This is a genomic window from Mesorhizobium shangrilense (genome assembly GCF_028826155.1).
GTDB lineage: Bacteria > Pseudomonadota > Alphaproteobacteria > Rhizobiales > Rhizobiaceae > Arvimicrobium > Arvimicrobium flavum.
Genome location: NZ_JAQGPN010000001.1, coordinates 565284 through 578151, shown reverse-complemented (window position 1 = coordinate 578151; position 12868 = coordinate 565284). Strand labels below are relative to the sequence as shown.

The window sequence follows — 12868 nt, the reverse complement described above, 5'->3', positions numbered from 1 at the left end:
CCGTGCTGCGTTACATCGCCTGGCGCATAGCAGTGATGGTTCCGACGCTCTTCCTGATTTCGGCCCTCGTCTTCACCATCATCGAACTGCCTCCCGGCGACTATTTCGAGAGCTATGCGGCCGAGTTGCGCGCCCAGGGCGAAAACGCCGACATGGACAAGATCAACCAGCTCAGAGCCGAGTACGGTTTCGACAAGCCCGCCTACATCCGCTACTTCTACTGGATCGGCGGCATGCTGCAGGGCGACTTCGGCTACTCCTTCGAGTATGAGCTGCCGGTCGCAGACGTCGTCGGCGACCGCATGTGGCTGACAGTGCTGGTCTCCTTCGTCACCATCATCTTCACCTGGGTCATCGCATTTCCCATCGGCATGTATTCGGCGACGCACCAGTACAGCTGGGGCGACTACGGGCTGACCTTCCTCGGACTGATCGGCATCGCCATTCCCAACTTCATGCTGGCGCTGATCCTGATGTACTTCGCCAACATCTGGTTCGGCGCCTCGATCGGCGGCCTGATGGACCAGCAGTTTGTCGACCAGCCGATGAGCTGGGCGAAGGCGAGGTCGATCCTGGACCATCTCTGGATCCCGGTCATCATCATCGGAACGGCCGGCACGGCTGGCATGGTGCGGCGCCTGCGCGCCAACCTGCTCGACGAGTTGCAGAAGCAGTATGTCGTCACCGCGCGCGCCAAGGGGCTGCACCCGTTCCGCACGCTGGTGAAATATCCGATGCGCATGGCGCTGAACTTCTTCGTGTCCGACATCGGCTCGATCCTGCCTGCCATCATCTCGGGCGCCGAGATCACCGCCATCGTGCTGTCGCTGCAGACGACGGGCCCGATGCTGATCAAGGCGCTGCAGAGTCAGGACATGTATCTGGCCGGCTCGTTCCTGATGTTCCTCGCCTTCCTTACGGTCATTGGCGTCCTGATCTCGGACCTCGCACTGGCGATGCTTGATCCGCGCATCCGGCTTCAAGGCGGGAGCACCAAATGAGCTCGGTGACGCGGGACGATACGGTTTCCGGGGTCGCGACCGCGAAATCGCCGTTGCCGGCGCCCGGTGCGCCGCTTGAGCACTATGTGTCCACCGCCCCGTTCGACCCGATGTCGATCGAGGCGATGACCGCCGAGCAGTCGCGCGTCTACCAGGCGTCGCAACTTCGCCTGATGTGGTGGAAGTTCAAGCGCCACAAGGTCGCGCTCGCCTCCGGCATCTTCCTGGCGTCGCTCTATTTCCTGATCCTGATCTGCGAGTTCATTGCGCCCTACAACCTGCACACGCGCAACATGGACTACATCTATTCGCCGCCGCAGCGCGTACACTTCTTCGATCAGGGCCGTTTCGTGGGACCGTTCGTCTATGGCCGCGACATGCGCCTCGACATGGACACGCTGCAGCGCATCTACACGGTCAACCCATCCAAGGTGCAGCCGCTCCGCTTCTTCTGCCGGGGCGATTCCTACAAGTTCTGGGGGCTCATCGAATCCAACATTCACCTCGTCTGCCCGGCCAAGGACGGCCAGATGTTCCTGCTGGGCACCGATCGGCTGGGCCGCGACGTGCTCTCGCGCATCATCTATGGAGCCCGGGTCTCGCTGACCATCGGCCTGCTGGGCATCACCTTCAGCTTCGTGCTGGGCATCGTGATCGGCGGCCTGGCCGGCTACCACGGCGGCAAGTTCGACCTGATCGTGCAGCGCGTCATCGAGGTCCTGCAGTCTTTGCCCAGCATCCCGTTGTGGATGGCGCTGGCGGCGATCATGCCGGCGACATGGCATCCGATCCTGATCTACTTCGCCATCACCATGATTCTCGGCCTGCTCGACTGGACGGGGCTTGCCCGCGCCGTTCGCTCGAAGCTGCTGGCCCTGCGCGAGGAAGACTACGTGCTCGCCGCCCAGCTCATGGGGGCGAGACCCGCCCGCATCATCGGCCGGCACATGATTCCAGGCTTCATGTCGCACCTGATCGCGACGGCGACCATCTCCATCCCCGGCATGATCCTCGGCGAGACGGCGTTGAGCTTCCTGGGGCTCGGGCTGCGTCCGCCGATCACCAGTTGGGGCATCCTGCTCACCGAGGCGCGCAGCGTCAGCGTCATCGCCTTTTATCCGTGGCTCTTGTTCCCGATGATTCCGGTGATCCTCGTCATCCTCGCCTTCAACTTCCTCGGCGATGGATTGCGCGACGCAGCGGATCCGTATCGATAGGCGCCTCGCGGCGACGCGCCGGCAGCTAGGCAGTCGTCGCCGGCGCTTCTTCGTGCGCCGCGAACGGGGCGAAGAACCCGATGATGCGCTCGATGCGCGTCCCGTCAGTGTTGAAGAAGGCGACGTCCACGCCCTCGCGCAGGACCGCTCCTTCCGCGCTGAGCGCCTGCCAGGCGAAGTAGCCGACATCATGGTGCAGATCCACGCCGCCGGTGCGGACGACGCGCGAGCCCGGGCGTCTGGCCTGAACCCCGGCGATATGCGCAAGCAGCTCGCCCGCGCCGGAAGCGTGGGTCGTCGGATCCGTGTAGGTGGCGTGTTCGGCCCACAGCGAGGTCAGCAACGTCGCCCGCCTGTTTGCGTCAGCCTCGCTCCACACCGCGCAGTAGCGGTCGATAAGGTCGAGCTCGAAACGTTCAGTCGCCATGCTCGCTTTCCGCCGCCGCTATCAGCTCAAACGCCCGCCCGGTAAAGGAAATATCGCCCTTCCTGCGCCCCGGTCGGCAGCGGCAGGGCTGTCGCGCCCGTCATCGCCAGGGGCAGGTCCGACACCACGATCGCGCCGGGCGCGAGAACCGCTGGCAACGCACGGCTGAGCAGGGCGCTCATGGCGGAGTTGTGGGCCTCGGTGTAGGAGCCCATGTCGGAATGCACGAGAGCGGCTGCCTTGGGGAAGCGTTCGGCCGCAGCCTGCAGGGTCTCGTCGATATTGCCGAGCAGCATGCGGTCCCTGGGCGGGGTGCAGTCCTCGTAGCAGTCGATCTCGCGATCGAAGACGTAGATGTCGCGCTCGGGAAGATGCGTCCGCAGATGGTCGTAGGTGCGGCCGTGCCCGAGGCCGAGCTCGAACACCAGGCCCGGTTTCCCGGCGATCTCCTCGAATGCCCATCCAAGGCAGGCGTTCTGCGCCTCCAGCCTTAGCCGCAACTTGTCGAGACGCGTGAGCTTCATGTCCTGGCTTCCTGGGGACGAGGTGAAACGATGGCCGCAGCCTGCTGATGCGTCATGCGACGCTCCGGGTCGCACCCGCGTCGTCTGCGCCCGGGCGGTTCACAGACTCACCCCGGCCGATGGCGTAGTAGAGCAGCCCGTGCTGCGCCACCACCTGAGGATCGTAAAGGTTGCGGCCGTCGACGACGATCGGATGTGCGAGGTTGTTCTTCAGCCAGGCGAAGTCGGGAACCCGAAATTGTCGCCATTCCGTGCAGATCGCCAGTGCGTCCGCGCCGGCCGCGGCCTCCTGCGGCGAGGCGGCGAGCATCAGGTCGGGACGCTCGCCATAGATTTCCTTCGCCATCTTCATGGCTTCCGGATCGAACGCGCGCACCTTGGCGCCGGCGTTCCACAGCGCTTCCATGAGGGCGCGGCTCGGCGCCTCGCGCATGTCGTCGGTGTTAGGCTTGAATGAAAGGCCCCAGAGCGCGATCGTGCGCCCCGCCAGCCGGCCGTCGAAGGCTTGTCGCAGCTTGTCGAAGATCACCTGTTTCTGGCTCTCGTTGACGCGCTCAACTGCCTCGAGGAGATGCGACTGGTAGCCTGCTTCGGCGGCTGTCCTGGTGATTGCCCGGACATCCTTGGGGAAGCAGGATCCGCCGAAGCCGCAGCCCGGATAGATGAACTGGTAGCCGATCCGGGGGTCGGAGCCGATTCCGCGGCGCACGTCCTCGATGTCCGCGCCAAGCCGCTCGGCGATGTTCGCCATCTCGTTCATGAAGCTGATCTTGGTCGCGAGCATGGCGTTGGCCGCATACTTGGTCAGCTCCGCCGAGCGCACGTCCATCATCATCAGCTTGTCGTGATTGCGATTGTAGGGCGCGTAGCAGGCCGCAAGCTTCTTGCGCACGGTCGCGGAATCGGTGCCGATGATGATGCGCGCGGGGCGCGTGAAATCCTCGATGGCGCTGCCTTCCTTCAGGAACTCCGGATTGGAGCAGACATCGAAGTCATGGCGCGCACCGCGCGCGCTCTGCGCCTCGGCGATGGTCTGGCGCACGAGATCTGCGGTGCCCACGGGAACCGTCGATTTGCCGACGACGATCTTGTAGCCGTCGATGCTCCCGCCGATGGTCCGCGCCACATCGCGGACATGACCGAGATAGGCCGAGCCGTCGTCGCTCGGGGGCGTGCCGACTGCGATGAAGATCACCTCGCCGAAGCGCACCGCGCTGGCGCCGTCGCTCGTGAACGACAGGCGACCTGCGGCCCTGTTGGTCGCGACCATTTCCTTGAGGCCCGGTTCAAAGAACGGAACCGTGCCGCCCTCCAATACCGCGATCCGTTCCGGATCGATGTCGACACAGAGCACCTGGTGGCCTGCATCGGCGAAACAGGCGCCGGTGACCAGACCGACATAGCCGGTGCCGAAGATTGTGAGCCTCATCGGAAGGTTTCCCTGTTTGCAGGCGGCATATGGCTGGAGGTCCCGTTGCGGTCCCGCTACACCGAGACGTCGACGCAAAATAGACATCGGCAGCGATATTTGCCACACGAGACGAACGGATCCTCGCATCAGCGGGGCGATTTTACGGCGGGTCGAATGCATCAGTGGAATACGGCGGTCCTGGCAGAACTGCGTGAGCACGCGTATCGCAGGCCGCTGGTGCTTGCAGCAGGGCGTGCAAAATGAGCCGCCTCGACAGCTTTATCCGGCGTGTGACCGCGCAGCGGGACTGCCTCAACCATGTCGTGTCATTGATCGGCGACCTCAGCGGCCCGGTGGTCGAACTGGGTCTCGGCAATGGCCGAACCTACGACCACTTGCGCGAAAAGCTTCCCGACCGGCGCATCGTCGCCTTCGATCGCAAGTTTGCGGCGCATCTGTCGTGCGTTCCGGGCCCTGAAAACCTGATTTTGGGGGAGATCTCGGAAACGGCCAGGTCGTTCATCGGGCTGGACGCGTCGCTGGTTCATGCCGATATCGGCACCGGCTATGCCGACCGGGATGCCGAGACCCTGGCGTGGTTGCCGGACCTGGTGGCGGCGCTGCTGCGGTCGGGCGGCATGTCCGCAAGCGGGCTCGAACTCCACCACCCGCAACTGGCGCCGGTGGATTTGCCGGCTTCCGTGCCCGTGCAACGCTACTTCCTGTATCGGCGCATGTAGGCCACCGCGCCTGCAGGGAAGCGCGACGAGGTCGCGTCCGCCGCCCGGCGCGGTGGTCGAGAGGCTGGCTAGCCCAGCACCTTTTCGCTGCGATAGCCCTCGACGACTTCCTCGACGACCTCGATGCCCAGCCCCGGACCGGTCGGCGGATACATCCAGCCGTCCTTGTGTTCGAAGGGAACCGTGACCAGGTCGTGCTGCATCGGGTTGCGCAGCGGCTTCAGCTCGAACAGCTTGCAGGCCGGCGAATTGAACGAAATGGCCAGGCTTGCCGCCGATACGATCGCCGACGACCACGCATGCGCGTTGGCCTGGCGGCGGTAGAACTCGCAGCGCTCCGTCACCTTCTTGAAGCCGGTGATTCCCTCCGCCCGGCCCGGATCGACGCCGACGACATCGACCGTGCCTGTGGCGAGCACGCGTTCGAACTGCTCGAGCGTCCATTCGCGCTCGCCATAGGCGATGCGGGTTGTCGTCTTGGCGCGCAGGTTGGCGTAGCCCTCGGGATCCCAGGCGCCCAGCGGCTCCTCGATCCAGGCGAGGTCGTACTCTTCCATCGCCTTGGCGCGGCGCACCGCGTCTGTGACGTCCCACTTGATGGCGATGCCGTTGTCGATCATCAGCATCTTGTCGCCGAGCACCTCGCGCATCGCCTTCACGTAGGCGACGTCGCGGTCGTGGTCGTAGCCAAGGCGCGCGTTGCCGCGCTTGCCGAAGCCGGTCTTCAGGCCTTGCAGGCCGGTCGACACCCATTCGGCGGTTTCTTCGGCCATCTCCTCGATGTTTTCGAAGTGTGCATGGCACGAGGCGATCGCCGGCAGCCGCTCGTGCGCGGGGCCGCCGAGAAGATCGAGCACGCTCTTGCCGAGCGCCTTGCCCTTGAGATCCCAGAGCGCAATGTCGATGGCCGCGGTCGCATAGGAGGCGATGCCCCCGTGATAGCCGTACCACCAAGCCTGCTGCTTGTTCTGGCGCCAGAGCGTTTCCGTTTGGACGGGATCCTTGCCGATCAGGTTCGGCGCCATGCCCTCGATGATGGCCTTGGCGGCGAAACTGGCCTCCGGGAACTGCGTGATGGACTCGCCCCAGCCCACCTGGCCGTCGTCGGCGGTGATCTTGACCAGGCACAGGTGCCGCAACGCATCGAAGTCGTTCGGCTCGGGGTAGCTGACGGGTATGGCTTCGACTTTGGCGATCTTCATATTGGTCCTGTCCGAAAGCGCCGCGGAATGACGGCGTGGTTCGTATCCCTAGATCGACTTTGCGCTTACGGCCAGCCGTTAGTCTCGCAAAGGCGCAGCGTCGGCCGACATCCGCCCAAACGGCCGGCCGGCGCGGGATTTCCGGGAGCCGGGCGTCAAGCGGCTTGCGTCGTCGCACGGCGTCGACCAAAAGTTCCTGTCCGGCTGTTGCCGGCGTGGTCCGTGCCGGATGAGCGGTGGTGAGGAAAAATGGCGGAACTGGCGTTTGTAGACACCCACTTCCATCTCCATGACATGAAACACCCCAGGCTGCGCTACGCCTGGCTGGAACCGGATGCGGTTCACGGGTTCCTGCCCGACACCGATCCGCTGAAATCGCAGCACTACTTCATCAAGGACTACCTGGCCGAGATACGCTTCGCCAATGTGACCAAGGCGATCCACGTTCAGGCGGCTGTCGATACCCCGGACCCGGTGGCGGAGACCGAATGGCTGCAGGCCTTCGCCGACCAGACCGGCTACCCGCACGGCATCGTCGCGGAGTGCCATCTGGCGCGGCCGGACGCAGCCGAGGTGCTCGACCGGCACCTGCAATATCCAAACGTGCGCGGCATCCGCAATTTCGGCGAAGGACGCTACCTGATCGATGCCGACTGGCGGCGCGGCTTCGTCGAACTCGGCCCGCGTCGGCTGGTTTCCTGCATCGACACGCGCGTTGAACTCGCCGACGACCTGCGCGACCTGGCGCGCAGCTTTGCCGATACGCTGATCTGCGTCGACCACTGCGCCGTTCCGATGGCGCGCGACGCCGCGAGCTTCAAGGCGTGGCGCAAGGCGATGGACGTCATGGCGCAGATGCCGAACGTCGTCATGAAGGTCTCCGGGCTCGGGATGGCGGATCCGCTGTGGACGGTGGAATCCATCCGGCCCTACGTGCTTGGCTCCATCGAGGCCTTTGGAACCGATCGCATCGTCATGGGCACCAACTGGCCTGTTGACCGCATGTTCAGCTCCTATCCCGACGTCATCAACGCCTATATGGAGCTCGTTTCCGTCTTTCCCCGTGAGGAGCAGGTGAAGCTGTTCTCGGGGAATGCCGAACGGATTTTCCGCATCTGACGCATGGTTCGCGGCGCGCCGCGATCCATGATCGGCACGAGTACCGAAGGAGAAACAATGCCATACGATCTGGGAGCCGGCCTCAAGGACCGGGTGGTGCTGCTTACCGGGGCGACCGGCGGCATCGGCCGCGAGGTGGCGCTGGCCTTTGCCGGCGCGGGTTCGAAGGTGGCCGTGGTCGACATGGACCAGAAGAGCGCCGATGCGCTGGTGGCCGAGATGGAAGGCGGTCCGCATCTCGCGATCGGCTACGACCTGCGGCCCGTCGCCGGGCACGCGGCGCTGGTCGATCGCGTGGTCGAAAAGTTCGGCCGGTTGGACGTGCTGGTGCAGACGGCCGCCGTGCTCGCCCGCCGTCCGACCATCTTCGACGTCTCCGAGGCCGACTGGGATCTCCAGCATGACGTCAACCTCAAGGCCAGCTTCTTCCTGGCGCAGGCCGCTGCGAGACGGATGGTCGAGCAGGGCAAGGGCGGCCGCATCATCAACTTCACTTCGCAAGGGTTCTGGAGCGGCGGCTTCGGCGGATCCGTGGCCTATGCCGCGACCAAGGGCGGCATCGTCTCGATGACGCGCGGCATGGCCCGTTCGCTGGCGGCGGACAAGATCACCGTGAACGCCGTTTTGCCGGGCGCGGCCGATACGGCGATGATGCGCTCCGGCATGGACGAGGCGGCGCTGGCCGGCACCATCGCCCAGATCCCGCTGGGCTACATGGCGCATCCGTCGCAGCTCGCCGGCGCCGTGCTTTTCCTCGCCTCCGACAACGCCGACTACATCACGGGCGCGACCATGAACGTGTCCGGCGGCTGGCTGATGTACTGACGCCCAGGGCCGCAGGCCGCAATTCGGCGACGCGGCTTTTCCGCGTCGCCCAGCCTGCCGTGCAACGCCCTAGCGATCCCGGAGGCCCTGCTCGCGCCGCTTCCGACGACATGCACGCATAAGGATTTCTTTATGTCCCATTGTCGAAAGTCCTGGCGTCTGGTAGTCAAGCGCCTTTCCAGGACTGTCCGACGCTGATCCCGCGTCGCAACGCAATCATCAACGGAGACCTGCCGTGGCAGCTCAAAATGACTACGTCGTCGCCGACATCTCGTTGGCCGATTGGGGCCGCAAGGAACTCGATATCGCCGAAACGGAAATGCCGGGCCTGATGGCCTGCCGCGAGGAGTTCGGCGAGGCCAAGCCGCTCAAGGGCGCGCGCATCACCGGTTCGCTCCACATGACCATCCAGACGGCGGTGCTGATCGAGACGCTGACGGCCCTCGGCGCCGAGGTTCGCTGGGCCTCCTGCAACATCTTCTCGACCCAGGATCACGCCGCCGCGGCGATTGCGGCTTCGGGCATCCCGGTGTTCGCCGTGAAGGGCGAGACGCTGGAAGACTACTGGGACTACACCGACCGGATCTTCCAGTGGGCCGACGGCGGCCTCTCCAACATGATCCTCGACGACGGCGGCGACGCCACCATGTACATCCTGCTCGGCGCGCGCGCCGAGGCCGGCGAGGATGTCCTGTCGAACCCCGGCAGCGAAGAGGAGGAAATCCTGTTCGCCCAGATCAGGAAGCGCCTGGCCGCGACGCCTGGCTTCTTCACCAAGCAGCGCGACGCGATCCGTGGCGTCACCGAAGAGACGACCACCGGCGTCAACCGCCTCTACCAGCTGCAGAAGAAGGGCCTGCTGCCGTTCCCGGCGATCAACGTCAACGACAGCGTCACCAAGTCGAAGTTCGACAACAAGTATGGCTGCAAGGAATCGCTGGTCGACGGCATCCGTCGCGGCACCGACGTCATGATGGCCGGCAAGGTCGCCGTGGTCTGCGGCTACGGCGACGTGGGCAAGGGTTCCGCGGCTTCGCTGAAGGGCGCCGGGGCGCGCGTAAAAGTGACGGAAGTCGACCCGATCTGCGCGCTGCAGGCCGCGATGGACGGCTTTGAGGTCGTCACGCTCGAGGACGCCGCGCCGACCGCCGACATCGTCATCACCACGACCGGCAACAAGGACGTCGTCACGCTCGACCATATGCGCCTGCTCAAGGACATGGCGATCGTCGGCAACATCGGCCACTTCGACAACGAGATCCAGGTCGCTTCGCTGCGCAACCTGAAATGGACGAACGTCAAGCCGCAGGTCGACATGATCACCTTCCCGGACGGCAAGCGGATGATCCTGCTTTCGGAAGGCCGCCTGCTCAACCTCGGCAACGCCACCGGCCATCCGAGCTTCGTGATGTCGGCGTCATTCACCAACCAGGTGCTGGCGCAGATGGAGCTCTGGACCAAGCCCGGCAAGTACGAGAACAAGGTCTATGTGCTGCCGAAGCATCTCGATGAGAAGGTCGCCCGCCTGCACCTCGACAAGCTGGGCGCCAGGCTGACCGAGCTGTCCAGCGAACAGGCCTCCTATATCGGCGTCACGCCACAGGGGCCGTTCAAGCCGGAGCACTACAGGTACTGATTTTGTAAGCAATAAACACAACATATTGACGCCGGGAGATTGAATATCCCCCGGCGTTTCTTTTTGGCCCAAAGCTTCTTCACGGGGATTCCCGCAGAGTCTATTGTGAGGTGATTCGCGAAGTATCCGCTTCCGCGATCGGGGCATGGACGGAAGCGGACAAGGCGGTCTTGGGATTCTAGCGGCGAGAGGACAAGACATGCCGGGGGACAACCCGCGCTACGCGGGAGAGGCCGTATCCGGCGGCCATGACGATTCGCGCCAGATCGCGGAGCGCGGAAGCATGGTCTCGCGGCCGCGTCTGCGCCGCCTTCGCGCCGCGCTTTCCGCATCAGCATTTTCTGGACTGACCGTTTCGGCGCACGGCGCACCGGCCCAGCAGGCGGACGTCTTCGGCATACCCGGACTGTCCGTCGGTACGTTCGAGGTCATCCAGTTCGCCGTCTTCACCGGCGTGCTCGGCGCGGCTCTCCTCTCGGCGCTGTGGCTGATCCGCGAGCGTGCCCGCACGGCGGCCGAGAACGCGTCGCTGCGAGCCAAGGTGTCGGATCTCAACGCATCCCTGTCGCGAACAGAGTCGCTGCTCAATCTGCGCGACCAGCGTGTTGTCGTGTGGACGTCGGACAAGTCGAAGCCTGAATTGGTGGGTGCGCTGCCGTCAGAGTCCGGCGCGCCTGACGAGCGCGCGGCGTTCCTCGCCTTCGGCCGCTGGCTGTCGCCCCGCTCAGCTTCCGTACTGGAGAACGCGATCGCAGCGTTGCGCGAGAAGGGAACGCCCTTCGACCGTGTCATCGAGAGCCAGAACGGCGCTCCGCTCGAGGTGCGCGGCCGCAAGACGCCCGGCCACGCGATCGTGCGCTTCGTTTCGCTGTCCGAGACGCAACGGGCAGAGGCCCGCCTGAGGCTGGAGAACCAGCGTCTTAGCGCCGACTGGGAAAACCTTCTCAGCATGGCCGACGCGCTTGCCATGCCGTTCTGGGTGCGGTCCGCCGATGGACGCCTCAAATGGGTGAACCGGGCCTATGCCCAGGCCGTCGAAGCCGAGAGTTCCGAAGCGGCCGTGCGCGACGGCAAGGAACTGCTCGGCACGCAGGCGCGGGAGGCGATCGCCCGGCACCACCAGTCCGAGCAACTGTTGCAGCAGACCGTGTCCACGGTCGTCCACGGCGACCGCAAGCTGTTCACGGTCACCGATTTTGCGAGCCCATCCGGCGCCGCCGGCCTCGCTTTGGATGTCAGTTCGATGGAGGCCATGCGCGAGGACTACGCGCAGATGATGCGCAACCAGGCCGACACGCTCGACCAGCTGACCACGGCTGTGGCGCAGTTCGATGCGGACCAGAAGCTGCGCTTCTACAACAACGCCTTCCAGAAGCTCTGGGAGCTGGACATCGCCTTCCTCAACAGCTCGCCCGACAATGCGCTGCTGCTCGACCGGCTGCGCGGCGACGGCAAGATCGCCGAACAGCCGGAGTGGCGGCGCTGGAAGGACAACCTCCTCAGCGTCTACCGATCGGTCGATTCCGCGGAGCACTGGTGGCATCTGCCCGATAGCCGCACGATCCGCGTCATCGCCAATCCGCAGCCGAAGGGCGGCGTGACCTGGGTTTTCGAGAACCTCACCGAGAAGTTCGCGCTGGAAAGCCGCTACAACACGGCCATCCGCGTGCAGAGCGAGACGCTGGACAGCCTCACCGAGGGCGTCGCCGTGTTCGGTCCGGACGGCCGCATGCGGCTCGCCAACCCAGCTTTCTTCCGGCTCTGGAGCCTGACGCCGGGGAGCGCCACCAACGAGACGCATATCGCCGCCCTGCGGACTGCCTGCGACGACAAGGCCATCGACAGTCCGTGGCACGGCTTTGTGGCCGCCGTCACCGGCTTCGACGACGAGCGCCGGGACCGCCAGGGGCAGGCCGAGCTGAAGAACGGCACCGTGCTGCGCTATGCGCTGATCCACCTGCCCAACGGCCAGGTCATGCTCACCTTCATCGACGTCACCGACAGCGTCAATGTCGAGCGGGCGCTGCAGGACAAGAACGAGGCGCTGCAGAAAGCCGACCAGCTGAAGAACGATTTCGTCCAGCGCGTCTCGTACGAGCTGCGTTCTCCGCTGACCAACATCATCGGCTTCACCGAACTTCTCGACGCCGGCGCGACAGGCCCTCTGACCGAGCGCCAGAAAGAGTATGTCCGGCATATCTTCTCCTCGTCGTCGGTCCTGCTGACGCTGGTCAACGATATCCTCGACCTCGCCACGGTCGATGCCGGCATCATGCGGCTCGAAGTTGGCGAGGTGCGCATCACGCAGGTCATCGCTTCCGCGGCCGAGATGGTGTCCGACCGCTTTTCCGAGCACCGGATCGGGCTCTCGGTCGATGTCGGGGGAGCCCCGAAATCCATGGTCGGCGACGAAAACCGCATCCGGCAGGTACTCGCCAACCTCCTCAGCAACGCTGCGAACTACGCGCCCGAGGGCAGCACTGTCTCGCTGGCCTGCCGCGAGGTGGCGAACGGCATGGAGTTTGCCGTCTCGGACGAAGGTCCGGGAATGCCGCCGGAGGTGCTGGATATCGCCTTCCGCCGCTTCGAGACGCGGGCCAATGGCGGCCGCCGCCGCGGCGCCGGCCTCGGTCTGTCGATCGTCAAGAGCTTCGTCGAGCTGCATGGCGGCTCGGTCCGCATCGAGTCGGGACAGGAACAGGGCACAACAGTCGTGTGCTTCTTTCCAAGAGAGCCGAAACAGATGCAGGATGCGGCGGAGTAAGC

Annotated in this window: 11 protein-coding genes; 7 read left to right on the top strand and 4 right to left on the bottom strand. The window is 64.9% G+C overall.

Going from position 1 to position 12868, the window contains the following annotated elements; genetic code table 11:
• Nucleotides 1–2 precede the first annotated feature (2 nt).
• Together PD284_RS02890 and PD284_RS02885 are read left to right on the top strand one after the other, a co-directional pair.
• On the top strand, nucleotides 3–1001 hold the full coding sequence (locus PD284_RS02890) for an ABC transporter permease (RefSeq protein ID WP_274626722.1): 999 nt from the start codon (nucleotides 3–5) through the stop codon (nucleotides 999–1001).
• Nucleotides 998–2218, top strand: coding sequence for an ABC transporter permease (locus tag PD284_RS02885; protein WP_274626721.1), 1221 nt, complete (start codon nucleotides 998–1000; stop codon nucleotides 2216–2218). Before PD284_RS02890 ends, PD284_RS02885 begins: the two co-directional genes overlap by 4 nt.
• 25 nt (nucleotides 2219–2243) lie before the next feature.
• Here the strand turns inward: PD284_RS02885 and PD284_RS02880 are convergent, their stop codons facing one another.
• Genes PD284_RS02880 through PD284_RS02870 form a run of 3 tightly spaced genes read right to left on the bottom strand, consistent with a single transcriptional unit; the run spans nucleotide 2244 to nucleotide 4598 of the window.
• On the bottom strand, nucleotides 2244–2645 hold the full coding sequence (locus tag PD284_RS02880) for a nuclear transport factor 2 family protein (RefSeq protein ID WP_274626720.1): 402 nt from the start codon (nucleotides 2643–2645) through the stop codon (nucleotides 2244–2246).
• Between the two features lie 26 nt (nucleotides 2646–2671).
• Nucleotides 2672–3169: a class I SAM-dependent methyltransferase gene (locus PD284_RS02875; RefSeq protein WP_274626719.1), complete on the bottom strand. Its 498-nt coding sequence runs from the start codon at nucleotides 3167–3169 to the stop codon at nucleotides 2672–2674.
• A gap of 52 nt (nucleotides 3170–3221) precedes the next feature.
• Nucleotides 3222–4598, bottom strand: coding sequence for a UDP-glucose dehydrogenase family protein (locus PD284_RS02870; protein WP_274626718.1), 1377 nt, complete (start codon nucleotides 4596–4598; stop codon nucleotides 3222–3224).
• A gap of 242 nt (nucleotides 4599–4840) precedes the next feature.
• Between PD284_RS02870 and PD284_RS02865 the strand changes: the two genes are divergently transcribed.
• Entirely contained in the window at nucleotides 4841–5320 is a 480-nt protein-coding gene (locus tag PD284_RS02865) for a class I SAM-dependent methyltransferase (protein ID WP_274626717.1), read from the top strand.
• Nucleotides 5321–5388: 68 nt separating this feature from the next.
• Here the strand turns inward: PD284_RS02865 and PD284_RS02860 are convergent, their stop codons facing one another.
• Entirely contained in the window at nucleotides 5389–6522 is a 1134-nt protein-coding gene (locus PD284_RS02860) for a mandelate racemase/muconate lactonizing enzyme family protein (RefSeq protein ID WP_274626716.1), read from the bottom strand.
• 249 nt (nucleotides 6523–6771) lie between these two features.
• On the opposite strand from PD284_RS02860, the gene PD284_RS02855 reads away from it, so the two are divergent.
• From PD284_RS02855 to PD284_RS02840, 4 genes are all read left to right on the top strand, one after another.
• A complete protein-coding gene (locus PD284_RS02855) occupies nucleotides 6772–7641 on the top strand; it encodes an amidohydrolase family protein (RefSeq protein WP_274626715.1) in 870 nt (289 codons plus the stop codon).
• Between the two features lie 57 nt (nucleotides 7642–7698).
• Nucleotides 7699–8466: an SDR family NAD(P)-dependent oxidoreductase gene (locus PD284_RS02850; RefSeq protein WP_274626714.1), complete on the top strand. Its 768-nt coding sequence runs from the start codon at nucleotides 7699–7701 to the stop codon at nucleotides 8464–8466.
• A gap of 235 nt (nucleotides 8467–8701) precedes the next feature.
• On the top strand, nucleotides 8702–10102 hold the full coding sequence (ahcY, locus tag PD284_RS02845; RefSeq protein WP_274626713.1) for an adenosylhomocysteinase: 1401 nt from the start codon (nucleotides 8702–8704) through the stop codon (nucleotides 10100–10102).
• Nucleotides 10103–10301: 199 nt separating this feature from the next.
• Complete coding sequence (locus tag PD284_RS02840; protein ID WP_274626712.1) at nucleotides 10302–12866, top strand: PAS domain-containing sensor histidine kinase; 2565 nt, start codon at nucleotides 10302–10304, stop codon at nucleotides 12864–12866.
• Nucleotides 12867–12868: the final 2 nt, after the last annotated feature.